This is a genomic window from Streptomyces griseosporeus (assembly GCF_014656055.1).
GTDB classification, from domain to species: domain Bacteria; phylum Actinomycetota; class Actinomycetes; order Streptomycetales; family Streptomycetaceae; genus Streptomyces; species Streptomyces griseosporeus.
On sequence record NZ_BNBR01000001.1, the window covers coordinates 739,704 to 765,822 of the forward strand.

Genomic DNA, 26,119 nt, shown 5'->3' on the forward strand with positions numbered 1-26,119 from the left:
CGGAGCCGCACATCAATACAGCCCCGCGCCCCTAGGGGCGCTGCCCCGCTCTCTTTTGAATAGGACTGGAAACTCATGACCATCCATCCCGAAGCCGCCGCCCTTCTCGCCCGCTCTCACCGGCTCGGCTCCGATCCCCGGAACACCAACTACGCCGGCGGCAACGCCTCCGCCAAGGGCACCGACACCGATCCCGTCACCGGGGGTGACGTGGAGCTGATGTGGGTCAAGGGGTCCGGGGGTGATCTGGGGACCCTGACCGAGGCCGGGCTGGCCGTGCTGCGGCTCGACCGGCTGCGGGCGCTCGTCGACGTGTATCCCGGGGTGGAGCGCGAGGACGAGATGGTCGCCGCGTTCGACTACTGCCTGCACGGCAAGGGCGGGGCCGCCCCGTCCATCGACACCGCCATGCACGGGCTCGTCGACGCCGCCCACGTGGACCATCTGCACCCGGACTCCGGTATCGCGCTGGCCTGTGCCGCCGACGGGGAGAAGCTGACCGCCGAGTGTTTCGGGGACAGCGTGGTGTGGGTGCCGTGGCGGCGGCCCGGCTTCCAGCTCGGCCTCGACATCGCCGCCGTGAAGGAGGCCAACCCGCGGGCGATCGGCTGCGTCCTCGGCGGGCACGGGATCACCGCCTGGGGCGACACCGCCGAGGAGTGCGAGCGCAACTCGCTGCACATCATCCGCACCGCCGAGGCCTTCCTCGCCGAGAAGGGCAAGTCCGAGCCGTTCGGGCCGGTGCTGGAAGGGTACGAGCCGCTGCCCGAGGCCGAGCGGCGGAAGCGGGCGGCCGCGCTCGCGCCGTATGTGCGGGCCCTCGCCTCGCAGGACCGGCCGCAGGTCGGCCACTTCACCGACTCCGGCGTCGTCCTCGACTTCCTCGCGCGGGCCGAGCACCCGCGGCTGGCCGCGCTGGGCACCTCCTGCCCCGACCACTTCCTGCGCACCAAGGTGCGGCCCCTCGTGCTGGACCTGCCCGCCTCCGCGCCCGTTGAGGAGGCCGTCGCGCGGCTGAAGGAGCTGCACGCCGGGTACCGCGAGGAGTACGCCGCCTACTACCGCCGCCACGCCGAGCCCGGCTCCTCCGCGATGCGCGGCGCCGATCCGGCGATCGTGCTCGTCCCGGGCGTGGGCATGTTCTCCTTCGGCAAGGACAAGCAGACCGCGCGCGTCGCCGGCGAGTTCTACGTCAACGCGATCAACGTGATGCGGGGCGCCGAGGCGGTCTCGACGTACGCGCCGATCGAGGAGTCGGAGAAGTTCCGCATCGAGTACTGGGCGCTGGAGGAGGCCAAGCTCCGGCGGATGCCGGAGCCGAAGCCGCTGGCGACGCGGGTGGCGCTGGTGACGGGCGCGGGCAGCGGGATCGGCAAGGCGATCGCGCACCGACTGGTGGCCGAGGGCGCGTGTGTCGTCGTCGCCGACCTCCACGGGGAGAACGCGGCGGCGGTCGCCGAGGAGCTGGGCGGCCCGGACCGGGCCGTCGCGGTGACGGTGGACGTGACCGACGAGGAGCAGATCGCGGCGGCGTTCAGGGCGGCCGTGCTCGCCTTCGGCGGTGTGGACCTGGTGGTCAACAACGCCGGGATCTCCATCTCCAAGCCGCTGCTGGAGACGTCCGCGCAGGACTGGGACCTCCAGCACGACATCATGGCCCGCGGTTCCTTCCTCGTCTCGCGCGAGGCGGCCCGGGTGATGATCGCTCAGGGGCTGGGCGGCGACATCGTCTACATCGCGTCCAAGAACGCCGTCTTCGCCGGCCCGAACAACATCGCCTACTCCGCCACCAAGGCCGACCAGGCCCACCAGGTGCGCCTCCTCGCCGCCGAGCTGGGCGAGCACGGGATCCGGGTCAACGGCGTCAACCCGGACGGTGTGGTGCGCGGCTCGGGCATCTTCGCGGGCGGCTGGGGTGCCCAGCGGGCGGCGACCTACGGCATCGAGGAGGAGAAGCTGGGCGAGTTCTATGCGCAGCGGACCATCCTCAAGCGTGAGGTGCTGCCCGAGCATGTGGCGAACGCCGTGTTCGCGCTGACCGGCGGGGACCTGACCCACACCACCGGACTGCACGTCCCGGTCGACGCGGGCGTCGCCGCCGCGTTCCTGCGGTGACGGCGGTGACGGCGGTGACCGCAGTGAAGTCGTACGCCGCGGTCGACCTGGGCGCCTCCAGCGGACGCGTGATGGTCGGCCGCGCCGGCCCGGACGCGCTGGAGCTGGCCGAGGCGCACCGCTTCCCCAACCGCCCGGTGCGTACGCCCGAGGGGCTGCGCTGGGACATCCTCGCGCTGTACGCCGGGGTGCTGGACGGGCTCGCGGCCTGCGGGCAGGTGGATTCCGTCGGCATCGACAGCTGGGCCGTGGACTACGGCCTGCTGGACGCCGACGGGGCGCTGCTCGGCAACCCCGTGCACTACCGGGACGCCCGCACCGAGGGCGTCGCGGAGAAGGTGTGGGCGAGCGTGCCGGCGCCGGAGCTGTACGCGGCGACCGGCCTGCAGTACGCCCCGTTCAACACCCTGTACCAGCTGGCCGCGGCCCAAGGCACGGCCCAGCTGGCGCAGGCGCGGCGGCTGCTGCTCATACCCGACCTGCTCACGTACTGGCTGACCGGGGAGCAGGGCACCGAGCTGACCAACGCCTCCACGACCCAGCTGATCGACCCGCGGACCCGGGAATGGGCGTACGACGTGGCGGCCCGGGCCGGCGTCGACCTGAAGCTGTTCGCGCCGCTGCGGCAGCCCGGGGACCCGGCCGGGCTGCTGCGGCCGGAGGTGCTGGAGGAGACGGGGCTGCGCGGTCCGGTGCCGGTGACGGCGGTCGGCTCGCACGACACCGCCTCCGCGGTGGCCGCGGTCCCGGCAGCCACCGGGCGGTTCGCCTACATCTGCACCGGCACCTGGTCGCTGGCCGGTCTGGAGCTGGACGCGCCGGTGCTCACCGAGGAGAGCCGGGCCGCCAACTTCACCAACGAGCTGGGGCTGGACGGCACGGTCCGCTACCTGCGCAACATCATGGGGCTGTGGCTGCTCCAGGAGTGTGTCCGCGCCTGGGGCGACCCGGATATGGGCGCGCTGCTGCGGGAGGCGGCCGGCGTGCCTGCGCTGCGGTCGGTGGTGGACGCGGGGGACGCGGCGTTCCTCGCGCCGGGCCGGATGCCGGAGCGGATCGCCGAGGCGTGCCGGGCCTCCGGGCAGCCGGTGCCGGGGACCCCCGGGGAGATCACCCGCTGCATCCTCGATTCGCTCGCCCTCGCCCACCGGCGGGCCGTGGAGGACGCCCAGCGGCTGGCCGACCACCCGGTCGACGTGGTGTACGTCGTGGGCGGCGGCACCCGCAACGCGCTGCTGTGCCAGCTGACCGCCGACGCCTGCGGGCTGCCGGTGGTGGCCGGGCCGACGGAGGCGGCGGCGCTGGGCAACGTACTGGTGCAGGCCCGGGCGCACGGCCTGGTCGGCGATCTGGCCGACATGCGGCGGCTGCTGGTGCGCACGCAGCCGCTGACCCGGTACGAGCCGCGCGGTGACACCGCGCGCTGGCAGGAGGCGGAGGCCCGGCTCGCCGTGCGGTGAGCCGAGGTCTCCCCCGCTCTCACGAGCGGCGATTACGCTGCTCGACGTCCGATGATCGATCCCGAAGGAGCCGCGATGCGTGTCGCCCTGTTCCTGACCTGTGTCAACGACACGCTCTATCCGGACACCGGCAAGGCCGTCGTGAAGCTGCTGACGCGGCTGGGCGTCGACGTCGACTTCCCCATGGCGCAGACCTGCTGCGGGCAGGCCCACTACAACACCGGCTACCGGCACGAGGCGGAGCCGCTGGCCCGGCACTTCGCGGAGGTGTTCGGGGAGTACGACGCGATCGTGACGCCGTCCGGGTCGTGCGGGGCGATGGTGCGCGAGCTGTATCCGCGGATGGGCGAGCGGGCGCGGGCCGAGGGTCGCGGCGGCGCGCTGGCGGACGTCCTGGCGCCGGTGGTGCCGAAGACGTACGAGCTGACGGAGTTCCTGGTGGACGTCCTCGGCGTGACCGACGTGGGCGCCTACTACCCGCACAAGGTCACCTACCACCCCACCTGCCACGGCCTGCGCGGCCTGGGCCTCGGGGAGCGGCCGCGGCGGCTGCTGGCGGCGGTGAAGGGGCTGGAGCTGGTGGAGCTGCCGGGCGCGGAGGAGTGCTGCGGCTTCGGCGGCACGTTCGCGCTGAAGAACGCCGACGTGTCGGCGGCGATGGGCGCGGACAAGGTGCGCAACGCCGAGTCGACAGGCGCCGAGGTGCTGTGCGCGGCGGACAACTCCTGTCTGATGCACATCGGCGGCACCATGGCCCGGCTGCGGACCGGGATGCGGCCGGTGCACCTCGCGGAGATCCTGGCGAGCACGGAGGAGGAGCCGGCGGTATGAGCGGCACGTTCGTAGGGATGCCGGCCTTCCCGAAGGCCGCGCACGAGGCGGTCGGCAACGCGACCCTGCGCGGCAACCTGCGCCACGCCACCCACACCATCCGCGCCAAGCGGGCCAGGGCCGTGGCGGAGGTGCCGGACTGGGCGGAGCTGCGCGAGGCCGGAAAGCGGATCAAGGACCACACGCTGCGCCATCTCGACCGCTATCTCGTGCAGTTGGAGGAGTCGGTCACCGCGGCGGGCGGCACGGTCCACTGGGCGGCGGACGCCGACGAGGCGAACCGGATCGTGGCGGACCTGGTGAAGGCGACCGGCGAGCGCGAGGTCGTCAAGGTCAAGTCCATGGCCACGCAGGAGATCGGCCTCAACGAGGCGCTGGAGGCGGAGGGCATCCGCGCCTACGAGACCGATCTCGCCGAGCTGATCGTCCAGTTGGGCAAGGACCGCCCCTCGCACATCCTGGTCCCGGCGATCCACCGCAACCGGGGCGAGATCCGGGACATCTTCGCCCGCAAGATGGGCGCGTGGGGCCGCCCGGCCCCCGAGGGGCTGACGGACACGCCCGCCGAACTCGCGGAGGCGGCCCGGCTGCACCTGCGGGAGAAGTTCCTGCGCGCCAAGGTGGGCATCTCCGGGGCCAACTTCATGGTCGCCGAGACGGGCACCCTCGTGGTCGTCGAGTCGGAGGGCAACGGCCGGATGTGCCTGACCCTGCCGGAGACGCTGATCTCGGTCGTCGGCATCGAGAAGGTGGTGCCGACCTGGCGGGACCTGGAGGTGTTCCTCCAGACGCTGCCGCGCTCCTCGACGGCCGAGCGGATGAACCCCTACACCTCCACGTGGACGGGCACCACGAGCGAGGACGGGCCGCGGGAGTTCCACCTGGTCCTGCTCGACAACGGCCGTACCGACACCCTCGCCGACGAGGTGGGCCGGCAGGCGCTGCGCTGCATCCGCTGTTCGGCGTGCCTGAACGTGTGCCCGGTGTACGAGCGGGCCGGCGGCCACGCCTACGGCTCGGTCTACCCGGGCCCGATCGGCGCGATCCTCAGCCCTCAACTGCGCGGCACCCAGAGCGAGATCGACGCCTCCCTGCCGTACGCGTCGTCGCTGTGCGGGGCGTGCTACGAGGTGTGTCCGGTCGCCATCGACATCCCGGAGGTGCTGGTGCACCTGCGGGAGCGGGTGGCGCAGGGCGGGGAGGTCACCCGGGACGGCAACAAGGTGGTCCTCAAGCCGGCCAAGGGGCATGCCGCCGAGCGGGCGGCGATGCGGGCGGCACGCTGGGCGTTCGCCCGGCCGGGCGCCCTGCGCGCCGGACAGCGGCTCGCCTCGCGCACCCGGCGCCTGCATCCGCGGTCGCTGCCGGGGCCGGGCCGGGCGTGGAGCGAGGCGCGGGAGATGCCGCCGGTGCCGGCGGAGCCGTTCCGGGACTGGTGGCAGCGCACGCGCGGCGGCACGGAGGAGGGCAAGTGAGCAGCAGGGAGAGGGTCCTGGGCCGGGTGCGGCGCGCGCTCGCCGACGTACCGCGGGACGAGCGGCCGTACGAGGAGGCTGTGCCGCGCGCCTACCTGCGCGAGCACGGGCGCCGCACGGTCGAGGAGACGGTGGAGCTGCTGGCGGAGAACCTGGCGGAGTACCGGGCGGTCGTGCACCGGTGTGCCGAGGGTGAGCTGCCCGGGGTCGTCGCCCGGCTGCTGGGCGCACGCGGCTCAAGGTCGGTGCTGGTGCCGCCGGGGCTGGACGCGGGCTGGCTCGCGGCGAGCGAGGTGCGGCAGGTCGCGGACCGGGCGGAGAGCACGCCCGAGGAGCTGGACCGGGTGGACAGCGTGGTCACCGGCTGCGCCCTCGCCATCGCCGAGACCGGCACGATCGTCCTGGACGGCTCCCCCGACCAGGGCAGGCGCCGGATCACCCTCGTCCCCGACCACCACATCTGCGTCGTCCGCGTCCCGGAGCAGGTGGTGTCCTCGGTGCCGCAGGCCCTCGAACGGCTCGATCCGGCGCGGCCTTTGACATGGATCTCCGGCCCGTCCGCCACCAGCGACATCGAACTGGACCGGGTGGAGGGCGTGCACGGGCCGCGCACGCTGGAGGTCGTGCTGGTCGGCTGAGCCCGCGGGGCGCTACGCCGGCTTGTCGTCGTACGTCTGCCGGGCCTGCTCGACCTTCGGCAGGTTGTCGGCGGCCCACTCGGTGAGATGGGCGAAGAGCGGGGCAAGGCTGCGGCCGAGGTCGCTGATCTCGTACTCGACGCGGGGCGGGACCTCGGGGTGGTACGTGCGGATCACCAGGCCGTCGCGCTCCAGGCGGCGCAGCCGCTCGGTGAGCACCTTCGGGGTGATGCGGGTGATCCGGCGTTCCAGTTCGACGAACCGCTGCCGGCCGTAGGTGTGCAGTGCCCACAGGATCGGTGTGGTCCAGCGGCTGAAGACGATGTCCACCACCGGGGTGACGGGGCAGGCCAGTTCCGGGTCGGTCGCGCCCGGTGCCGTCCAGGTGGTCTTGCCGGGCGTGGCCATGCGCATCCCTCCGGGGAAGTCACTTTCCTGTAGGTACCTACTATACCCACGCTGTTAGCGTCCTTCCATCGCCAACCGGGCGCAGGAAAAGGGGCGTTGAGATGATCGTGGTGACGGGTGCGAGCGGGAACGTCGGCCGGGAACTGGTGGCCGCGCTGGCGGCGGCCGGGGAGCCGGTGACGGCGACCTCCCGGCGGATCGCGGAGGCCGATGTGCCGGCCGGGGTGCGGGCGGTGCGGGCCGATCTGACCGACGCGGAGAGTCTGCGGCCGGTGTTCGAGGGGGCCGACGCGGTGTTCCTGCAGAACGGCGGGGCCAGTCTGCACCGGCTCAGGCCGCGTGACCTCGTCGACGCGGCCAAGCGCGGCGGGGTGCGGCGGGTGGTGCTGCTGTCGTCCCAGGGGGTGGCGACCCGGCCGGAGTCGCCCTCGCACGGGCAGGCGGTGCGGGTGGTGGAGGACGCGGTGCGCGAGTCCGGGCTGGAGTGGACGGTGCTGCGGCCGGGCGGTTTCCACTCCAACGCCTACGCGTGGGCGGAGTCGGTGCGCGCGTCGCGGACGGTGGCCGCTCCCTTCGGTGACGTGGGCCTGCCCACGGTCGACCCGGCGGACATCGCCGAGGTCGCGGCGGTGGCGCTGCGCGGGGACGGGCACGCGGGCCGGGTGTACGAGCTGACCGGGCCGGAGCCGACCACGCCCCGTCAGCGCGCCGAGGCGATCGGGCGGGCGCTGGGCGAGCCGGTGCGGTTCGTGGAGCAGTCGCCCGAGGAGGCCCGGCAGCAGATGCTGGCGTTCATGCCGGAGCCGGTCGTCGAGACCACGCTGGCCATCCTGGGCGCGCCCACCCCGGCCGAGCGGCGGGTCGCACCGGACGTGGCGCAGGTCCTCGGGCGCGCGCCGCGCGGGTTCGCGGAGTGGGCGCGGCGCAATGTGGAGGCGTTCCGCTGAGGCCTGCTGACAGGCGGGGTGAACAAGCGCTTAGATAGGTAGCGGAGACAGGTCGGGCGCCCGGCACCCGGGCGACCCGTTCGTACGCGACCGCCGGAGGCGCAGTTGTTCACGTCCGTCGACGATGTCTCGGCCCGCCTCGCCGAGACCGGCTACCTGGCGTCCCCGGCGGTCGCCACGACCGTCTTCCTCGCCGCCCGCCTCGGCAAGCCGCTGCTGGTCGAGGGCCCGGCCGGGGTCGGCAAGACCGAGCTGGCCAAGGCCGTGGCCGAGGTGGCCGGGGCGCGGCTGGTGCGGCTGCAGTGCTACGAGGGCGTGGACGAGGCCCGCGCCCTGTACGAGTGGAACCACGCCAAGCAGCTGCTGCGGATCAGCGCCGGGCGCGGCGAGAGCTGGGACGAGACCCGCGACGACATCTTCAGCGAGGAGTTCCTGCTCCCCCGGCCCCTGCTGACGGCGATCCGCGGCGAGGAACCGACGGTGCTGCTGATCGACGAAACCGACAAGGCCGACGTGGAGATGGAGGGTCTGCTCCTGGAGGTGCTCAGCGACTTCCAGGTGACGGTCCCCGAGCTGGGCACCGTCACGGCGACGCGGCGGCCGTTCGTGGTGCTCACCTCCAACGCCGGCCGCGAGCTGTCCGAGGCGCTGCGCCGCCGCTGTCTGTTCCTGCACATCGGCTTCCCCGAGGAGGAGCTGGAGCGGCGGATCGTCCGGCTGAAGGTGCCGGGCCTGGACGAGACGCTGGCCACGTCCGTCGTGCGCGTGGTGGGTGCCCTGCGCGCGATGGACCTGCGCAAGCTGCCGTCCGTGGCCGAGACGATCGACTGGGCGCGCACGCTGCTCGCGCTGGGCGCCGACACCCTGGACGAGACCGTCGTACGGGACACTCTGGGCGTGCTGCTCAAGCACCAGGACGACGTGCTGAAGGCGGCGGCCAAGCTGGACCTGGACGCCGTATGACGGCCGGCTCGGACGTCGCGGCGCGGCTGGCCGGGTTCGTCGCCGCGCTGCGCGCGCACGGGGTGCGCGTCGGTACGGCGGAGACGGTGGACGCGGCCCGGGCGGTCGAGGCGCTGGGGCTGGCCGACCGGGCGCTGCTGCGCGAGGGGCTGGCCGCCACGCTGCTGCACACCACCGGGCAGCGGCAGCTGTTCGACGCGGTCTTCGACCTGTACTTCCCGCGGGCCGTCGGCGCGCCGGACGGGGAGCCCGCCGGGCGGGAGGAGCTGCGCGACAGGCTGGCGGCCGCGCTCGCCGCGAACGACACCGCGGTGCTGGGCCGGCTGGCGGTCGAAGCCGTGGACGCCCTGGGCGGCTACGGGAGTTCGCCGGGGTCGGGCGGCTGGTCGTCGTACCAGACGCTGGAGCGGCTACGGCCGCAGACACTGCTCGCGCAGGTGCGGGACGACATGCGGGCGCGGGGCGGGGGCGCGGGCTTCGCGGGGCGGCTGCTGGAGGAGGAGATCCGGCGCCGTATCGAGGAGTTCCGCGGGCAGGTGGCCGCGGAGGCGCGGCGCCGGGTGGCCGAGCGGCGCGGACGGGACGAGATCGCCCGGCGCGCGGTGGCGACCACCGCGGACCGGGTGGACTTCCTGTACGCGGGCAAGGACCGGCTGGCCGAGCTGCGGCGGACGGTACAGCCGCTCGCCCGCAAGCTGGCCACGCGGCTGGCGGCCCGGCGGCGGCGGGCCGCGCGCGGCACGATCGATCTGCGGCGCACCCTGCGCGGCTCGCTGTCCACCGGCGGGGTGCCGGTCCGGCCGGTGCTGCGCCGGCGCCGGCCGGCCCGGCCCGAGCTGGTGCTGCTGTGCGATGTGTCGGGGTCGGTCGCCGGGTTCTCGGACTTCACGATGCTGCTGGTGCAGGCGTTGCACGACCAGTTCAGCAAGGTGCGGGTGTTCGCCTTCGTCAACCGGATCGACGAGGTGACGGGGTTGCTGACGCACGGCGTGGCCGACGCCGAGGGGCTGAGCGGGCGGATCCGGGCGGAGGCCCGGCTGACGGGCTGGCACGGCAGCAGCGACTACGGCGTCGCTTTGGGCGAGTTCGCCGAGCGGTACGGCGCCGCCGTGGGCCCGCGCACCACGGTGTTCGTGCTCGGGGACGCCCGCACCAACATGGCCGACCCGAACCTGCCCGCGCTCAAGCGGATCGCCGCACAGGCGCGCCGCGTGTACTGGCTGAACCCCGAACCGCGCGCCCAGTGGGGCACGGGCGACTCGGCCGCGCCCGAGTACGCCGGGCTGGTCGAGATGCACGAGTGCCGCACCGCACGCCAACTGGGCGCGCTGGTCGGCCGGCTGCTGCCGGTGTGAGGGGCGGATCGCGCCCGGCGGGTCACTCCTTCTTGGCGTACTCCTTGGCCATCTGGCCCTCGAAGTCGTAGGCGACGCAGGGCTCGTCCCCGACGACCCACGCGTCGTGTCCGGGCGAGCACACGAACACCTCGCCCGGGCCGAACTCGCCCTCGGCGCCGTCGTCCATGCGGATGTGCATCCGGCCCTGGACGACGTACCCGTTGTGGTTCACCTGGCAGCTCTCGGTGCCCACGATCGGCCCCACGTCCGCCGACCAGCGCCAGCCCGGTTCGAAGGTGGCGACGGCGAAGTCGCAGCCCGGCAGGTGGACGGCCTCCAGGTGGCCGTGCGGGAAGTCGCGCCGTTCGTCGGGCTTGTCGAGCGTCTTGGCCTCCAGCATGACGCTCCTCCTTTCCGACCGCGTGCGCCGCGGCCGGGGCCGGTCTCCGTCTCCCCTGCGGCACAGGGGTCACCGGCGGGGGCCTGACCCCTCGGCACCATCGTCCGCCCGGCCCCTCATGAGCACCATCCGGGGACGCGCGGCTCAGTCCGGGGTGCCGCAGAGGCGGGCGAAGCGTTCGGCGTCGACGTTGCCGCCGGAGAGGATCAGGCCGACACGATGCGGCAGCGCGCCGACACGGCCCGCGAGGAGCGCGGCGAGCGGGGTGGCGCCGCTGGGCTCCAGGACGATCTTCAGCCGCTCGAACGCGAACCGCATCGCCGTGCGGATCTCGTCGTCGGTCACCAGCGCCATCGCGTCGACGAGCCGCCGGTTGACGGAGAACGTCAGCTCGCCGGGGATCTCCAGGGCCTGGCCGTCGGCGATGGTGCGCGGCACCGGCACGGCGATCCGCCGGCCCGCCTCCAGGGAGCGCTTGGTGTCGTCGCCCGCCTCCGGCTCCACGCCGATCATCCGGATGCCGGGGTGCAGTCCCTTGGCGGCCGTGGCGCTGCCCGCCATCAGCCCGCCCCCGCCGACCGGCAACACAAGGGCACCCAACTCTCCTGTCTCTTCGAGGAGTTCGAGGGCGGCGGTGCCCTGGCCGGCCATGATGTGCGGGTGCTCGTAGGGCGGGATCAGGGTGAGGCCCCGCTCGGCGGCGACGGCCTCCGCGAGGGCGACGCGGTCGCCGCTGTAGCGGTCGTACGGCACGATCTCGGCGCCGTAGCCCTCGGTGGCCGCCCGCTTGGCGCGCGGGGCGTCCTCCGGCATGACGATGACGGCGGTGGTGCCCAGCTCCCGGGCGACCAGGGCGACGGCCTGGGCGTGGTTGCCGGAGGAGTAGGCGGCGATGCCGCGCGCGAGCTGTTCCGGGGTGAGCCGGGAGGCGGCGTTGTAGGCGCCGCGGAACTTGAACGCGCCCATCCGCTGGAAGTTCTCGCACTTCAGGAACACCTCGGCCCCGACGAGCGCGTCCAGGGTGCGGGAGCGCAGCACGGGGGTGCGGTGGGCGACGCCCTCGATCCGGGCGGCGGCGTCGCGGATGTCGTCCAGGGTGATCGGGGGTGCGGTGGTGGTCACGGGCGGTCTCCCTCGGGGGCGGCGGCGGGGGGCTGGGCGCGGGACTGGGACAGGTAGCTGTAGGCGGAGGCGCGGGAGATGGAGAGGCGGGCGGCGACCTGCTCCACCGCGCCGCGCACGGCGAAGACGCCGCGTTCGTCCAGGCTGCGGAAGAGGTCCAGGCGCCGGGCGCGGTCGAGCGCCGCCCAGGTGCGGTCCTGGCGGCGCAGGTGCGTGTCGACGATGGCGTCGACGACCGCGTCGATGTCGTTGCCGAAGGGGGTGACGGGCTCCTCCCGCGTCACGCCCGCCGCGCCCGCGAGGGCGCCGAGCAGGGCGTGGGCCCGGTCGACCGCGGTGACGTCCACGTTGACGCACAGGGCACCGAATACGGCGCCGGTGGAGTCGCGCAGCACCATGGTGGACGACTTCAGCAGGGTGCCGTCGGGGGTGCGGGTGCGGTAGTTCAGCTCGTCCGTCGCGGCGTCGCCGCGGGCCAGGACGCGCATGCCGATCTCGCTCATCGCGCCGCCGGCCTCGCGGCCGGTGAGCGATCCGGCGACGGCGACCACCGACTTCTCCGGGTTCCGGTAGTCGTGCAGCACGACCTCGCACAGCGGACCGAAGGTCGCGGCGATGCCGTCCACAAGGGGGCGCAGGGCGGCGAGGATCGCGTCGCGCTCGGCCTGCATACCGGACCCCTCTTCCTGGCCTTGGACCGACAGTCCAGCTCCTGGACTGCCCATCCAAACAGAGGTCGGCGCGTACGGCAAGAAGGGGGCGGCCGGTCCTCAGTGGTTCGGGGCCGCCGCGCTGATCTGCGCCAGCGCCGACTGCGGCTCCTCCACGGTCGCGAGGTCGCCGAGGCTGACCATGCCGACGGGGCAGCCGCCGTGCTCGACGACGGGCAGCCGGCGCACGGAGTGCTCGCGCATCAGCTCGACCGCCCGGTCGGTGGTGTCCTCGGGCGTCAGGGTCACCACGGGCGGACGGCTGCACACCTTGCCGACCGCGGTGGTGTGCGGGTCGCAGCCGTCGGCGACGGCCCGGACCACGATGTCCCGGTCGGTGAGGACGCCGAACAGGTCGCAGTCGTAGGCCACGAGGACGTCCCCGACGTCGTGCTCGCGCATCACGCGGGCCGCGCGCTCCAGCGTGGTCATCGGCTCGACCGCGACCGCGCCGGGCGACATCACGTCACGAATCAGCCGGCTCATGGCTACCTCCGGGGTCCGCGGAACACTGCCTGTCCGCCGCGTAGCCCGAACCACCGGCACCAAACGGCGTGGCGGCGCGGTCCCGACGACGGCCAGGACTGTCCGGGCCTCGAACGGGCACTCGGATACCAGTCAACGACTGAGGGGTGAGAGACCGCCCATGGAGATTTCAGGCGTCATCAGCGCAATTGTTATCGGCATTGTGATCGGTGTGCTGGGCCGGCTCGTCGTCCCGGGCCGCCAGCGCATCGGCATCCTGTGGACCATCGTCATCGGTATCGTCGCCGCCCTCATCGGCTCGGCGATCGCCGCCGGCCTGGACGTGTCCGACACCAAGGGTGTGGACTGGGTCGAGTGGCTCATCCAGATCGCCCTGGCGGCCCTCGGGGTGAGCGCGCTCAGCAGGGTGAAGCTCCGGCACTGACCGGCGGCAGCGGCCCGTGGCGGGGTCCCCGCCACGGGCCTTTTCCTGTGGGCGCGACCCTCGCGGCCGGCCGGTCAGTCCGTCAGCCCGGCCGCGAGGGTCGCGCCCAGTTCCCAGCAGGCCTCGGTGTCGGCCTTGGCGGGCTCCCCCGTCACGGTCACCGGGTCGGCGGCGCGCCGCCAGCCCAGGCCGGTGGTGATGGCCTCGATGCCGCGGACTGCGCCGGTGACGTCGTTGCCGCCGTGCACCCAGAACCCGAAGGGCCGGCCGCGGGTGCTGTCCAGGCACGGGTAGTACACCTGGTCGAAGAAGTGCTTGAGGGCGCCGGACATGTAGCCGAGGTTCGCCGGGGTGCCCAGCAGGTAGCCGTCGGCGGCGAGCACGTCGGACGCGGTCGCGGCGAGCGCCGCCCGCCGGACGACCCGGACCCCTTCGATCTCGGGGTCGCTCGCGCCGGAGACGACGGCTTCGAACAGCGCCTGGCAGTTCGGCGACGGGGTGTGATGCACGATCAGCAAGGTGGCCACGGGCCCCCACCCTGCCGGTCGGGGCCCGCCGCCCGCAACCGGGGCCGCCGCCGCATGCCCGGGGTGCGCCGGGGTACTCCGGGCGCATGTCCGGCATCGAACTCCGCAGCAGCGCCTTCAGCGACCACGCCCTGGTCCCGCGCCGGTACGCGCTGGAGGGCGAGAACGACTCCCCTCCGCTGACCTGGTCGGGCGTACCGGACGACACCGCCGAGCTGGTCCTGCTGTGCGAGGACCCCGACGCCCCGTCGGGCACCTTCGTGCACTGGATCGTCGTGGGCATCGACCCGCGCAGCGACGGTACGGACACCGGCGAGAGCCCGCGGGGCGGCACCGAACTCGTCAACGGCTACGGCCGCCGCGGCTGGGGCGGCCCCCACCCGCCGCCCGGCGACGAGGCCCACCGCTACTTCTTCCGCCTGTACGCCCTCTCCGAGCCGTGCGTCCTGCCCGACGCGCCCAGCGCCGACCAGGTGCACGACGCCGTGGAGAAACAGCAGCTGGCGAGCGGCACGCTGGTCGGCCTGTACCAGCGCTGAGCCCACCCGGCGCCTCAGCCGGCGTCCGCCGGGGCGGCGCGCAGGGCCCGCAGCACGTCGTCGTCCGACAGCTGGTCGAAGTCGTCGTACCAGAGCCCGACGGCCCGGAAGTCGCTCGGCTGGGCGAGGCAGACCAGTACGTCCACCTCGGGGCTCAGCAGCCGGGCCGCCTGGGGCGAGGACACGGGCACGGCCAGGACGACCCGCTCGGGCGCACCACGGCGCACGGCGCGCAGCGCGGCGCGGGCCGTCGCGCCCGTGGCGAGGCCGTCGTCGACGACCACGGCGGTACGGCCGGACAGGTCCGCGGCCGGCCTGCCCTGCCGGTACAGCCGCTCGCGCCGCTTCAGCTCGGCCCGCTCCCGCTCCACGACCGGCGCCAGCTCGGCCTCGGTGAGCCCGAGCCGGGCCAGGCTCTCCCGGTCGAACAGCGGGGGCCCGTCCCCCGCGAGCGCCCCGACGCCCAGCTCGGGCTGGAAGGGGGCGCCGATCTTGCGGGCGACCAGCACGTCGAGCGGCGCGTCCAGGGCGCGGGCCACCTCCAGCGCGACGGTGACGCCGCCGCGGGGCAGGGCGAGGACCACCGGGCGGGGCAGCTCGTCCTTCTCCCGCAGGAGGCGCAGTCGCGCCGCCAGCTCACGCCCGGCCTCCTCACGGTCCCGGAACCGCATGGCGCGGCCCTCCTTCCCCACCGCCCCCCTCCGACTCGTCCGAACGCTCCCCGGGTACCCCCGCCCCCGCCAGGCGGCCCAGGCACCAGTCGCGGGTCGTCTCCGCGACCTGCTCCAGCGTGCCGGGTTCCTCGAAGAGGTGGCTCGCTCCGGGGATGACGCGCAGTGTGTGCGGGGCGCGCAGGGCGCGTGCCGCTGCCTTGTTGAGCCGCAGCACCTCCGGGTCGTGGCCACCGACCAGCAGCAGGACCGGGGCGGCGACCCGGGGCAGGGCGTCGCCGGCCAGGTCGGGCCGTCCACCGCGCGAGACCACGGTCAGCACGCCGTCGGGGTGCTCGGCCGCCGCGACCAGGGCCGCCGCCGCGCCCGTGCTGGCGCCGAACAGCGCCACGGGCAGGCCGCGGGTGCCGGGGGTGTCCCGCAGCCAGGCCAGGGCGCCGGCCAGCCGCCGGCCGAGCAGGCCGATGTCGAAGCGGTGCTCGGCGGTGCGCCGGTCCCGGCGCTCCTCCGCCTCCGTGAGCAGGTCGATCAGCAGGGTGCCGAGGCCGCCGGCGCGCAGCCGCCCGGCCACCATCCGGTTGCGAGGGCTGTGCCGGGAGCTGCCGCTGCCGTGCGCGAACAGCACCACCGCCCCGGCGCCCTCCGGCAGGTCCAGGTCACCGGTGAGGACCGCGTCCCCGGCGGGCACCTGAACCGTTCGGGAGATCATGGCGCTCTCCTCTCCGCAGCCCTCCGGTACCCTCCGCTCCCCCGCCTACACCCGGGTTCCACATGTTCGAAAATGCCCTTCCGGGCGTTCTTTTCCCGGTCGGAACGCGCCCCTTCCCGGATACGGAATGCGCCCCCTTTCTTACGGGGTATTCCGCGCCGTTCCCCCGCATTTCCAGCGCACATCTCGCTCAGGCGCAGTGCGTTTTCGGCCGTGTGACACCGTGCGCTCCCCGTTGGCCTGAAGGGGCCCCTCGGCGCTCTGCCCGGGCGGCGTATGTCCCGTTACCCTGAATTCGGACGCCTGTCGAGCGGGAAGCTCCGGGGGGTGAGGCGTTGACCGGTGACACGGATACGGACGTGCGCATTGACGCCTGTGGGGCACATGAGGCGCGCGATTACGGCATGATGGGCGCCTCGCAGCCGACACAAGGGCGAACGGAGCGCCGGCCTTGGGACTGAACCTGCTGCGCGGCAGCACCCGGCGGGGCCTGCCGCGGGTCGTGCTCGGTGCCTGCGCGGCGCTCTGCCTGGGCCTGGTCGCGGGCGCGGTGTGGCGCCCGGACACCTTCGTCGGCAATCCCCTGTACGGCTACCTCGCCCTGCTGCTGCTGTCGATCGGCCTGTACGGCAGCACGCACGACATCGACCTGTCGGAGGCCCGGGGGTCCTTACGGGTCGTGCTGGTCGCCGTCACCGCCGGAGTGGTGCTGAAGGCGGCGCTGATCGGCGCGGTGATGGTGCTGGCCTTCCACCGGACCGAGTACCTGGTGCTGGGCATCGCCGTCGCGCAGATCGACCCGCTGTCGGTCGCGGCGATGCAGGACGACGAGCGGGTCTCGCCGCGCGCCAAGGCCATCCTGTCGATCTGGGCCTCCTTCGACGACCCGATGACGGTCCTGCTCACCGTGTACGTGTCCGCCCTCGCGATCCGGCTCGGCCCGGACGGCGACAGCACCGGGTCGCTGGGTGCGGACACCGCGGACGTCTTCGGCAACCTCCTGCTGAATCTGCTGCTGTTCGCCGCGGTGCTGGCGGTGTGGACGCTGATCCGGCTGGGATGGCTGCTCCGCCGGCGCCGGGCCCGCACGGCCGGCGCGGGGCCGGCACCCGCCGCGCCGCGCTCCTTCGACGTGTGGGCGCTCCTGCTGGTCGTGGCGCTCGTCGCGGTGGCCGCGTCCACGACGCTGGTCCTCGCCGTGGCGCTCGCCGGACTGGTGGTGCACGTCGGCCGGTTCGCGCCCGTCCTGGACGGCGCGGTGATGCTGGCGTTCCTCGCCGCGTCGGCGCTGCTGGGCGCGGTGCTGTCCGGCCGTGTCGACCTGTACCAGGGCATGCTGCTCGGCGCGAGCGCGTTCGCCGCCCAGTTCCTGGTGACCCTGCTCATCGGCCGGCTGCTGGTCCGGCCCCGGCTCAGCCGGGCCGACCGCGCGCACCTGGGCCTCGGCCAGCAGAACGGCATCACGGCGATCCTGCTGGCGCTCTCCCTGGAGTCGACGTTTCGCGGCACGGTGGCCGTCGTCGGACCGGCCATCGTGACGGTCAACCTGCTGCACTACGCGTTCCGTTGGGCCCGCGCCGGCACCTGGAGCTGGGCGGCGCTGCGCCACCGGCTGCCGGTCCGGACCCGGCACGCCCCCGCGGCCCGGCCCCTGCACGCCACCACCGCACGGACCAGGCACGCCACCGCGGCCCGGACGCGGCACGCCGCGGCGGCGCCGCCCCGCGGGCGCGGCGCTCCCCCGCCGCCGCGCACCGGCCCGGCGCCCAAGGCGTCCGGCCCGGATCCCGGGTCCGCCGGGATGAGTACGCCGTCGCCTGAACGGGGATCGCCCTAGGGGGGATTCCCCACGGGCCCGCCCGTCCCCCGGACCGGCGCACCGACCTGATCCGATCCAGCGTCAACAGCCGTACCTGACACGGAGGTTCGTCCTCGGGGGGAAACGTGGCACAGCATCGCAGACACCGCCTTCAGGACCGGGCCGCCCCCGCGGACAGGCCGCCCGGAGCACGAGTACGGGGGGACACGTACCATGCCGCACACCAGTTGCAGCCTGTTCGGAACGCCTCCCGAAGACGGCGTCGCCCCCTGGCCGACGTATGTGCCGCTCGCGCCGTGGTTCATCCACGGGCACGAGACGCTGTGGGTGGACATCGACTCCACACCCGAGGCGCTGAAGACCTTCCGGGAGAGGCTGAGGCCCATGGCCCACGGGATCCGGCCGGGCAGTGAGGGGCACGGGCACCTGGTCGTGGTGAGCGGGCTGTCCGGCACCGGCAAGAGCAGCCTGCTGCACCGCTGCGTCCACGAACTCGTGCAGCTGCTCGACGCCGCGGCCGGCGGCAAGCAGGACGACGACGGCCCGGACGGCGAGCGCAGACCGCTGTGGAGCCGCCGCGCCCCCGCCCGGTCGACGTACATCGTCGGACTCGACGGCAGCGGCAACGAGGGGCACGGCATCGGCTCGCCGCCCGGCAGGACGCCCCTCGTGCCGCAGTTCGACATGGTGATCGACCGCGTCCTGCGGGTGGTCGCCGCCGAACTCGGCAAGGACCCCGACTTCGTCTCCGCGCTCGCCGACCCGTTCCTGACGTGGCGGGCCCTGACGGACATCCTGGAGGCCCTGGACCGCCGGCTCGTCGTCATCGTGCCGCACATCCCGTGGAACGACGCCGACCTCAGCCGCCGGTTCCTGCGCTTCTGCCACGACCGCTCCAGCCGCGGCGTCGTCTTCTTCGTGGAGACCACCCACACCGGCGTCGAGGGCGACCTGGCGTTCTTCACGGAACGGGAACGCAAGAGCATCACCCATATCCAGACCCGGCAGCTGCGGGCCGACGACTGGGCGAAGTACCTGGAGCTGTGGATGGCGCTGCCGGACGTGCCCGATCCGACCATCGCCATCGACGAGGACGTGCTGGAGTACCGGCCCGACGACTGGGCCCTGGCCAGCATCTCCACCCTCCAGGACTGTCTGCGCCGGCTCGTCGAGGAGGCCCTGCGGCACAACGCGGGCCATCTGCGCCGCCACCACGTGGCCACCTGGTTCGAGGCGAACCGGCCGACCCCGGACCACTACATGCGGAACCCGGGCGCCCCGCGGAGAGGACCGACGCGATGAGCACCGCACCCCTCCCGTTCTCCGAGGAGAACCCCTTCCGGGACAGCACCAGCGTCCAGCTGGAGGGATTCGGCGACACCACCCAGGTCGGCGCCGGACCACCACGCCGCCGGATCAACGTGCCGGGTCGGACCAGCGCCTGGTTCATGAGCCACGTGGAGCGCTATCTGCGCCACGACGGTCCGCGCGAGACCCGGGGCCGCGCGCTCGCCCTGGTCGGCGAGTTCGGGCTGGGCAAGAGCCATCTCGCCGAGCGGGCCACCGCGTTCCTCAGGAAGCAGACACCCGCACCGCCGGTGTGGGTGATCGGCCAGCCGTCCCTCGACATGGACGCGGTGTTCCGGTACCGGCTGATGAGCCCGCGCGACGACTACGACGCCTTCGTCGACTTCGAGCAGGCGATCACCGACTACTACGCCGACGTCACCGCCCAGCTGCTGGAGGCCGACGACAGCGGCCGGCTCGGGCCCGCCCGGGAGGAGTTCCTGCGCGGCCTGCGCGAGCGCCGCCTGGACCCGGAGAAGATCGCCCAGGCCTTCGACGTCGACGAGGAGCGCATCCACCGCCATCTGCGCCGGCACCTGCGGGGCGTCACCGACCACCGGGCCTTCGCCACCGCGCTGGCGCTGCTCGTCAACGACCCCTACCAGAACGAGGTGATGACCTGGCTGTCCGGCGGTGAGCCCTCGCCGTTCCTGAGGGAGCGCGGCGTGAACGCGCCGATCCAGGGCATCCAGGGCGTCTTCGACGCGCTGTCGGTGTTCAGCCTCGTCTACGGGCAGAGCGGCCGGCCGTACGCGCTGGTCCTCGACGAGCTGGACAAGACCACCCAGTGGCCGGCGCGGGAACGGGCCCTGTTCCACGACGCGTTCGAGATGCTGGTCCAGCGGTACGTCAACCAGGGCGGCCTGCTGGTGTTCTGCGTGCGCCCGGAGCTGTGGGGCGCGCTGCCGCTGTCCCTGCACGAACGGGTGCTGCCGCTGTGGCTGGACAGCTGGGAGCGCCCGGAGACGCAGAAGCTGATATCCCGTCACATCCACCGGGAGGCGGGACCGGAGCCGGACGGGGATCCGTACGCGCCGTTCACCGACGAGGCCGTGGACGAGATCGTGCTCCAGTCCGACGGGGTGCCGCGGCGGATCCTGCGGATCTGTTCGGGCGCGTGGAACGAGGCCGCCGCGGGCGGCGGTCGGCCCGCGGAGATCGGCGTGGACGCCGTGCACGGGGCGCTGCGCGCCGCCCACCGGAAGCGGCCGATGGCCGAGGTCGCGCACCGCCTGGAGCATGTGCTGGCCCGCCGGCAGTGGTGGCACCACATGGCGCCGACCCCGCTGACGGACCCGCCCCGGCCGCCCGGCGCGGGCGAGCCGCGCTGGATTCAGGTGACCCGCAACGCGTGGATAGCGCTGCTGCCGGTGCCGTCGGTGCTCACCCGTGCCGACGTGGGGGCGGTGGGGTCGTTCGCGGCCCGGGTGCGGGACGTGCTGGGGGCGGGCGACTCCGAGGTGCTCGTCGTCGTCAACGGCCACGCCTGCCGCCGGCGCCGCAACGAGATCGCCGAGGTGACCGGCGTGGTGCCACTGGTCTTCGACGACCCCCGGTTCGAGGCGATGCTGCTGGACAGCATCACCAGCCTCATCGAGCGGCTGCGCGCCAACCAGCGCGACACCGTCCTGACCCGGATCTGGCACCGGCTGGACGGCATCACCACCCAGCAGGACACGGTGCTGGGCCGGCTCGACACCCTGGTCCGCGCGGTCGAGCACCCGCGGCTGCCGACGGCGCTGCCGTTGCCCGAGGAGGCCGCGCAGCGGGTGCCGGCGCCGGTGCGGGAGCCGTTCCGGCGCGCTCAGGAGGTTCTGGACCGGCTGCTGGAGTCCGGGGTCGGGCAGCGGCCTCGGCTCGGTGCCGCCGCCTCCGGTGACGGGGTCGGGCCGCCGCTGCCGCGCCGGGCGACCACCGACCCGCAGGAGTTGCAGTCGATGGGCGCGCTGGTGCACGCCAGGCGCCTGCTGGAGGCCTTCCGGGAGGCCGTCACCCACTGGTGGGAGGGCGGCACCGGGCCCGCCCGGCGCACCGCGGACGAACTGTTCGCGGTCTGCCGCAGCTTCGAGATCTCGGTCGAGGTGCTGCCCCGCATCCAGGTCCCCGAGGGCGAGGCGGTCCTCGCGCCGGGGCCGGGCGGGCGGGCCGCGGGCAGCGTGGAGGCGCTGCTGACCGACCTCGCCGACGAGGTGCTGCACCTGCTGCGCGCGGAGATCAGCGGCGGCGCAGATCGCGGATGAGGTCGCCGAGCCGCTCCTCGGCGACCGCCACCTGCTTCTGCCGCACGGTGACCCCGACGACGAAGGCACCGGCGGCGGCATCCAGCCAGTGCAGGTAGACCGCGCCCTGCTGCACGTCCAGTACGAGGCGTTCGACGGGTTCGGTGGTGAGGGGCTCCAGGATCTGCGCGAGGTCGGCCAGGGACGCCTGCAGCCGGAAGACGAGGTCGCGGTACATCGCCCGGCGGTTCTGCGCGGGTACGGCGACCAGGGCCTCGCTGAGTTCGGCGTGCTCGAAGCAGTCCCCGGCGCAGACCGGCGTCCCGTCGCGGTAGTAGGCCGCGTAGTGCAGGTCGTACGGGTTGAGGTGGCGCGGCCAGATGCCGCGCAGCCGGTTCTCGTCCTCCTGGTCGCGGGTGGTGGCCTGCAGGGTGAGCGGGATGTGGTCGGTGAGGGCGCGCTTGTGCTGGGCGGGGTCGCCGCCGGGGAACTCGGTGCCCAGGTCGAACAGGCGGGAGCGCAGGTCGGTGGCCATGTCGTTCATGACGGTGTCCATCGCGTCGCAGTCCGGGCCGCTCGTGGCCATGCCGACGACGTACTGGCCGTCGCGCAGCCGGGAGTACTGCATGCCGCCGGAGCGGGTGACCACCAGTACCCGCATCAGCTCGCCGGTGCGCAACTGCCGCATGGTGGCGTCCGTTTCGAGGACCCAGCGCACGAACCGCTGGGCGGGCCGCCCCTCGACCTCGACCTCGTCGTCCCAGGGCAGCGCGCCGCGGAACGGCTCGGCCGCGGCGGCGCGGACGGCGAAGTCGACGGTGTTGTTGGTGAGATGGGTCAGGGACCGGATGCCGGGGCAGCCCGCCGCGGTGTCCCGGCATGCCTCGATCAAGTAGTCGTAACCGCGGCCGGCATGCGGCGCGACCAGGGTCTTCAGACCGCCCCCCGCTGCGTCGGCGTCCCGCTTCATCTGCTTGCACGCTCCTTTCGGCCCGCGACGGACCGGTGCGCCACGGCCCGGTTCACAGCAGTTCGAGGTCGATGTCCCGGCGGACGCGGGGCACCTCCCCGCCGGGCGGGGCGCCGCCGCGCTCGGCCCGGGTCATGGCGAGGTTGTCGGCGACGACCGCCCGGTCCGGGTGGCGGCCGAGTCCGGTGCGGTCGTAGCCCCGTACGACGGACTCCTCCAGGGCCTCGGCCGCGGCGAGGTCGCCGCGCGCCACCAGGGTGTTGGCGAGGCTCGCGCCCGCCGCGAGCACCCATGGGTGGTGCCGGCCCAGCCGCCGCTCCAGCCCTTCGCGGGCCTCCCGGCCGGTCTCGTCGGCCTCCCGCACGCGGCCCGCGCCGCGCAGGTGGACGCCGAGGCGGATGCGGCACAGATGGGTGCTGGGGTGCTCGTCGCCGAGTGTGGAGCGCAGCACCCGCAGGCACTCCGCCGACTCCCGTACGGCCCCGTCGTGGTCGCCGGCCAGATGGTGGTCGACGGCGAGACTGAACCGGCAGCACAGGGTGGTGACGCTGCGCTCCCCGAGCACGGCGGCGGCCAGGCCCACGATGCGGGTGTCGCGTTCGCGGGCGCGGTCGTGCCGGCCGAGCCTGCGCTCGCTGACCGCGAGTCCGTTCTCCGCCTTGACCTCCAGCGGGACGCCGGTGATGCGGGGCTCGACCGGGTGGCGCAGGATGCGGGTGTTCTTCAGCAGCTGGTACGACTCGATGGTCTGGCCCAGCAGCCGGTGCATCTGGGCCAGCGCGGGCACCATGTCCTGCACCTCGGCGGCGTCGTCGCCGTGCACGGCGCGCAGATGCTCGTACAGCTCGCGCAGGATGCGCAGGCCCTCGGTGGCGTTGCCGACCATGGCGTAGCGCCAGGCGAGGTTGCGCCGCACCTGCACCCCGGCCCAGTGCCGCGGGCCGACCAGCCGCAGCATGCTGCGGGCGACGTGCAGGCCCTCGTCGAGCGCGTCGCGGAAGTGGCCGGCGGCGCCCAGGTTGGCGGCGTAGGCGTCGGCCATCAGCAGGGAGCGCGGGTGGCCGAGGCCGAGCTGGGTGCGGTAGGTCTGCAGCACGCCGCGGGCGAGCCGGGCGGAGTCGCCGTACTCCTGCATCAGGCGCAGCGTCTGGGACATCATCGAGCGCAGCCGCAGTCCTTCGAAGGAGTCGGGCCGCCAGTGCTCCTGGGCCTTGCGGGTCAGCCGCAGCGCCTCGTCCAGGGCCTGTTTCTCCTGGCTGACGATGAGGTCGGCGACATGGCCGAGCAGGGCGCTCTGCACCTCGGGGCGGTCGTCCTGCCACAGCCGCAGGGCGTCGATCTGCCGGCCGCGGCGCAGCAGGGTCTGCGGGGTGGGGGCGGTGCGGTCGTCCTCGTCGGTCTCCGTGCGGGCGGCGGCGATCACGGCGCGCAGTTCCGTGCGGCGGCGGGCGCGTTCCTCGTCGCCCATCTGGCAGCGGATCAGGTCGCGCAGGACGCGGTGCTGGCGGACGGGCTGGCGGGGGCGGGCGAAGTCGAAGTCGATCAGCCCGTGCCGGTTCAGGGCCCACAGGGAGGCGTCGACGAGGGGCCCGTCGGCGGGACGGGCGGGCGTGCCGTGCGGCCGGGTGGCAGGGTCGCCGCCGCTGGTGGCCAGGGCCAGGGCGAGGGGCCGGGAGCGCAGCAGTTTCAGGTCGGTGCCGGCCGAGGTGAGCAGGGCACAGGCCTGGAGCAGCCACTCCAGCGCGGCGCTGCCGGTCTCCTCACGGGCCCAGGCCTCCGCCGCGGGGCTCCTCAGCAGCGAGGTGCGCGTCAGGTGCAGCAGCACCTCGACACTGGGCAGCGGCTTCGCGGCGTGGGCCTGCTGGCGGTCGTCGTAGGCCTGGCTGAAACTGTTCACGGCCTGGGACAGCGCCTCCTGGCCGAACTCGTTGCGTGCCTCGGCGCGGGCGGTGGCGACGCGCAGCCAGCAGGCGGCCAGCCGGACCGCGAGCGGCAGCGGGCCGACCCGCTTGGCGACGTCCTGGGCGGCCGTCGGGGTCAGGCCGCGCACCAGGGTGGTGAGCAGGGCCTCGCTCTCCTGCCGGGTGAACGGCGGCACCTCCACGGCGGCGGCCGAGGCGCGGCTGCCGCGCACCCCGAGCAGGACATGGCAGTGCTCGGAGGGTGCGGGGAGCAGGGCGGCGATCTCTCCGGCGCGCGCGAGGTCGCCGCGGGGGGCGGCGTCCCGTGCGCCGGGGTGGGCGGGGCCGCCGGGGTGGGCGGGGTCGGCCGGGTGGTCACGGCCGTCGCCGGGATCGCCGTGTCCAGTGCCGGTGTCGCCGGTGGTGCCGGTCTCCCGGCCGGGTCTTCCGCCGCTCGCCCGGCCGGTGTCTGCGCCGCTGCCGCTGCCGACGTCGGTATCACTGTCGCCGCCGGGGGCGTCGGCGGTGTCGGTGTCGCCGATCTCGTCGCAGACCAGCAGCCAGCGCCGGCCCTCGGTGTCGGCCCGGGCGCGCAGGGCGCGGACATGGGCGGCGGCGTCCTGGGTGGTGGGTTCGCCGAGGGCGTCGCCGAGCGCGCCGAGGGCGGCGAGGGCCTCGCCGGGCGTGCCGCCCTGGAGCCACCACACGACGTCGTAGGAGCCGCCGAAGCGGTGGCAGTACTCCAGCAGCGTCTCGCTCTTGCCGACGCCCGGGGCGCCGACCAGCAGGCAGGGCCGGCCCGCGGCGGCCTGGTCGGCGAGGGTGGCGCGCAGCTCCGCGAGCAGGGCCTCGCGGCCGACGAACGCGGTGTTGCGGGCGGCGATGTTGGTGTGGTCGGGCAGGCTGGGGAAGCGCCGGCCGCGCGGTGCGGTGGCGGTGGGTGCCCGCAGGGCGAGGCTGTGCCGCAGCCGGGCCGCGGCCTGCTGCTCGGTGAGCCGCCGCAGGTCGATCTGCGGGTGGTGGGCGAAGGCGCGGGGCAGGGCCTCGTCGTCGACCAGGACGAGGCGGATGCCGGGGTCGGACAGCCAGCGCAGCGCCTGCTCGTCCTCGGGCCCGGGGGCGGTCGGCGGCAGCAGGAGCACCACCTCGTCGTCGGCCGGGGGTTCGGGCCGCCAGTCGCCGTAGGAGCGCAGGGTGACGTCGACGGCGGCGCTCCACAGCAGGTCGCGCAGCCACTCCGCCCATACGGCGTGCCGGGGGCTGTGCACGAGGACGGCGCGGGCGGGCGGTGTGAAACGGGGCCGGTCCAGGGCTCTGACGAGGCGCTGCAGGGCGGGGCGTACGCGCTCGTCGAAGCCGTTGCCCGGCTCGGTCTCCATGCCGAGGCGGGTGCTGCGCTCGGACAGGGCGTGGTAGGGGATCTCCAGGTGGCGCACGGGCCGGCCGTCGCCGAGCGGCGCGAACCGTTCGCGCACCCGTTCGCGGGCGAGGCGCAGTTGGTCCTCGTGGCCGGGGTCGGTCTGGAGGGCGAGCGCGAGGACGTCGAGGGGGCGGCCGGCCTCGTGGCGCAGGCGTTCGGCGAGTTCGACGGCGGACTCGATGAACGCGGAGGCGGCGGTGAAGCAGACGACGAGCACCGACGGCAGCCGGGCCAGGGCGGCGGCCTGCCGGTCGGTGCGGATCAGCGGAGCGTCGACGAGGACGTCGTCGTAGCGGGCGAAGGCCGGGTGGCCGGGGCCGGGGAGTCCGGCGACGGCGTCGGGGCCCTTCAGCGTGACGATGCCGACGGGATGCTCCGCGCTCCCGGGCTGCCACTCCTCCACGGCCGGCCCGTCCTCGGTGCCGGGCAGCAGGGGCGGGCCCGGGGTGACGGAACGGACGTAGGTACGCGTGCGCGTGTCGGCGTGGCGCGCGTCGAGAACGAGCACCCGGCGGCCCGACCGGGCCAGCAGCACGGCGGTGTTGAGCAGGGTGGTGGTCTGGCCGATGTTCTCCGCCGTGGAACAGAACACCGTCACGCGGGGGCTTGGCACGCGGCCGTCCGCCTCGGACATCTCGGCTCCGCTTCGCTTCGTCGATGGTGCGCGGTCCCGCCGGGCGG

The 26,119-nt window shown here is 74.2% G+C and carries 23 protein-coding genes; 13 read left to right on the forward strand and 10 right to left on the reverse strand.

Features of this window, described 5'->3' with window-relative positions:
* The first annotated feature begins 75 nt into the window (after positions 1–75).
* The 5 genes from IE308_RS03335 to IE308_RS03355 all read left to right on the forward strand — a co-directional run bounded on the left by IE308_RS03335 (position 76) and on the right by IE308_RS03355 (position 6,519).
* On the forward strand, positions 76–2,115 hold the full coding sequence (locus tag IE308_RS03335) for a bifunctional aldolase/short-chain dehydrogenase (RefSeq protein WP_190216504.1): 2,040 nt from the start codon (positions 76–78) through the stop codon (positions 2,113–2,115).
* 23 nt (positions 2,116–2,138) lie between these two features.
* Positions 2,139–3,575: a rhamnulokinase gene (locus IE308_RS03340; RefSeq protein WP_190217347.1), complete on the forward strand. Its 1,437-nt coding sequence runs from the start codon at positions 2,139–2,141 to the stop codon at positions 3,573–3,575.
* Between the two features lie 75 nt (positions 3,576–3,650).
* Positions 3,651–4,406 carry a (Fe-S)-binding protein gene (locus IE308_RS03345; RefSeq protein ID WP_190216505.1) on the forward strand — a complete coding sequence of 252 codons (756 nt, stop codon included), beginning with the start codon at positions 3,651–3,653 and terminating at the stop codon, positions 4,404–4,406.
* Positions 4,403–5,881 carry a LutB/LldF family L-lactate oxidation iron-sulfur protein gene (locus tag IE308_RS03350; RefSeq protein ID WP_190216506.1) on the forward strand — a complete coding sequence of 493 codons (1,479 nt, stop codon included), beginning with the start codon at positions 4,403–4,405 and terminating at the stop codon, positions 5,879–5,881. The genes IE308_RS03345 and IE308_RS03350 overlap by 4 nt, the downstream gene beginning before the upstream one ends.
* Positions 5,878–6,519, forward strand: coding sequence for a LutC/YkgG family protein (locus IE308_RS03355; RefSeq protein ID WP_190216507.1), 642 nt, complete (start codon positions 5,878–5,880; stop codon positions 6,517–6,519). Before IE308_RS03350 ends, IE308_RS03355 begins: the two co-directional genes overlap by 4 nt.
* 12 nt (positions 6,520–6,531) lie before the next feature.
* Here IE308_RS03355 and IE308_RS03360 read toward each other — a convergent pair whose 3' ends face one another.
* Complete coding sequence (locus IE308_RS03360) at positions 6,532–6,927, reverse strand: winged helix-turn-helix transcriptional regulator (protein ID WP_190216508.1); 396 nt, start codon at positions 6,925–6,927, stop codon at positions 6,532–6,534.
* A gap of 101 nt (positions 6,928–7,028) precedes the next feature.
* On the opposite strand from IE308_RS03360, the gene IE308_RS03365 reads away from it, so the two are divergent.
* The 3 genes from IE308_RS03365 to IE308_RS03375 all read left to right on the forward strand — a co-directional run bounded on the left by IE308_RS03365 (position 7,029) and on the right by IE308_RS03375 (position 10,192).
* A complete protein-coding gene (locus IE308_RS03365; RefSeq protein ID WP_190216509.1) occupies positions 7,029–7,874 on the forward strand; it encodes an NAD(P)H-binding protein in 846 nt (281 codons plus the stop codon).
* A 105-nt stretch (positions 7,875–7,979) separates the two neighbouring features.
* Positions 7,980–8,837: an AAA family ATPase gene (locus tag IE308_RS03370; RefSeq protein WP_190216510.1), complete on the forward strand. Its 858-nt coding sequence runs from the start codon at positions 7,980–7,982 to the stop codon at positions 8,835–8,837.
* Entirely contained in the window at positions 8,834–10,192 is a 1,359-nt protein-coding gene (locus IE308_RS03375; protein WP_190216511.1) for a VWA domain-containing protein, read from the forward strand. Before IE308_RS03370 ends, IE308_RS03375 begins: the two co-directional genes overlap by 4 nt.
* A gap of 22 nt (positions 10,193–10,214) precedes the next feature.
* On the opposite strand, the gene IE308_RS03380 is transcribed toward IE308_RS03375, so the two are convergent.
* From IE308_RS03380 to IE308_RS03395, 4 genes are all read right to left on the reverse strand, one after another.
* Positions 10,215–10,574 carry a cupin domain-containing protein gene (locus tag IE308_RS03380; protein ID WP_110634391.1) on the reverse strand — a complete coding sequence of 120 codons (360 nt, stop codon included), beginning with the start codon at positions 10,572–10,574 and terminating at the stop codon, positions 10,215–10,217.
* 144 nt (positions 10,575–10,718) lie between these two features.
* Positions 10,719–11,696, reverse strand: coding sequence for a pyridoxal-phosphate dependent enzyme (locus IE308_RS03385; protein WP_190216512.1), 978 nt, complete (start codon positions 11,694–11,696; stop codon positions 10,719–10,721).
* Positions 11,693–12,367, reverse strand: coding sequence for a helix-turn-helix transcriptional regulator (locus tag IE308_RS03390; RefSeq protein WP_190216513.1), 675 nt, complete (start codon positions 12,365–12,367; stop codon positions 11,693–11,695). Before IE308_RS03390 ends, IE308_RS03385 begins: the two co-directional genes overlap by 4 nt.
* 99 nt (positions 12,368–12,466) lie before the next feature.
* Entirely contained in the window at positions 12,467–12,892 is a 426-nt protein-coding gene (locus IE308_RS03395; RefSeq protein ID WP_110634385.1) for a CBS domain-containing protein, read from the reverse strand.
* Between the two features lie 160 nt (positions 12,893–13,052).
* Between IE308_RS03395 and IE308_RS03400 the strand changes: the two genes are divergently transcribed.
* The gene (locus tag IE308_RS03400; protein ID WP_110634382.1) at positions 13,053–13,316 is read left to right on the forward strand and encodes a GlsB/YeaQ/YmgE family stress response membrane protein; all 264 of its coding nucleotides are present in this window, start codon (positions 13,053–13,055) and stop codon (positions 13,314–13,316) included.
* Between the two features lie 74 nt (positions 13,317–13,390).
* Here IE308_RS03400 and IE308_RS03405 read toward each other — a convergent pair whose 3' ends face one another.
* The gene (locus tag IE308_RS03405; protein WP_190216514.1) at positions 13,391–13,843 is read right to left on the reverse strand and encodes a flavodoxin family protein; all 453 of its coding nucleotides are present in this window, start codon (positions 13,841–13,843) and stop codon (positions 13,391–13,393) included.
* 86 nt (positions 13,844–13,929) lie between these two features.
* Between IE308_RS03405 and IE308_RS03410 the strand changes: the two genes are divergently transcribed.
* A complete protein-coding gene (locus tag IE308_RS03410) occupies positions 13,930–14,382 on the forward strand; it encodes a YbhB/YbcL family Raf kinase inhibitor-like protein (RefSeq protein ID WP_190216515.1) in 453 nt (150 codons plus the stop codon).
* A 14-nt stretch (positions 14,383–14,396) separates the two neighbouring features.
* Here IE308_RS03410 and IE308_RS03415 read toward each other — a convergent pair whose 3' ends face one another.
* Both IE308_RS03415 and IE308_RS03420 read right to left on the reverse strand, forming a co-directional pair.
* Positions 14,397–15,053: a phosphoribosyltransferase gene (locus IE308_RS03415; protein ID WP_190216516.1), complete on the reverse strand. Its 657-nt coding sequence runs from the start codon at positions 15,051–15,053 to the stop codon at positions 14,397–14,399.
* Positions 15,034–15,762: a dienelactone hydrolase family protein gene (locus IE308_RS03420; RefSeq protein WP_190216517.1), complete on the reverse strand. Its 729-nt coding sequence runs from the start codon at positions 15,760–15,762 to the stop codon at positions 15,034–15,036. The genes IE308_RS03415 and IE308_RS03420 overlap by 20 nt, the downstream gene beginning before the upstream one ends.
* 451 nt (positions 15,763–16,213) lie before the next feature.
* On the opposite strand from IE308_RS03420, the gene IE308_RS03425 reads away from it, so the two are divergent.
* From IE308_RS03425 to IE308_RS03435, 3 genes are all read left to right on the forward strand, one after another.
* On the forward strand, positions 16,214–17,599 hold the full coding sequence (locus IE308_RS03425) for a cation:proton antiporter (RefSeq protein WP_190216518.1): 1,386 nt from the start codon (positions 16,214–16,216) through the stop codon (positions 17,597–17,599).
* Between the two features lie 195 nt (positions 17,600–17,794).
* Complete coding sequence (locus tag IE308_RS03430; protein ID WP_190216519.1) at positions 17,795–18,883, forward strand: ATP-binding protein; 1,089 nt, start codon at positions 17,795–17,797, stop codon at positions 18,881–18,883.
* Positions 18,880–21,168: a hypothetical protein gene (locus tag IE308_RS03435; protein WP_190216520.1), complete on the forward strand. Its 2,289-nt coding sequence runs from the start codon at positions 18,880–18,882 to the stop codon at positions 21,166–21,168. The genes IE308_RS03430 and IE308_RS03435 overlap by 4 nt, the downstream gene beginning before the upstream one ends.
* Here the strand turns inward: IE308_RS03435 and IE308_RS03440 are convergent.
* Complete coding sequence (locus IE308_RS03440; protein ID WP_190216521.1) at positions 21,143–22,117, reverse strand: hypothetical protein; 975 nt, start codon at positions 22,115–22,117, stop codon at positions 21,143–21,145. The two genes, IE308_RS03435 and IE308_RS03440, sit on opposite strands and share 26 nt — an antisense overlap.
* Before the next feature lie 52 nt (positions 22,118–22,169).
* Complete coding sequence (gene fxsT, locus IE308_RS36750; RefSeq protein ID WP_229908682.1) at positions 22,170–26,072, reverse strand: FxSxx-COOH system tetratricopeptide repeat protein; 3,903 nt, start codon at positions 26,070–26,072, stop codon at positions 22,170–22,172.
* Positions 26,073–26,119 lie beyond the last annotated feature (47 nt).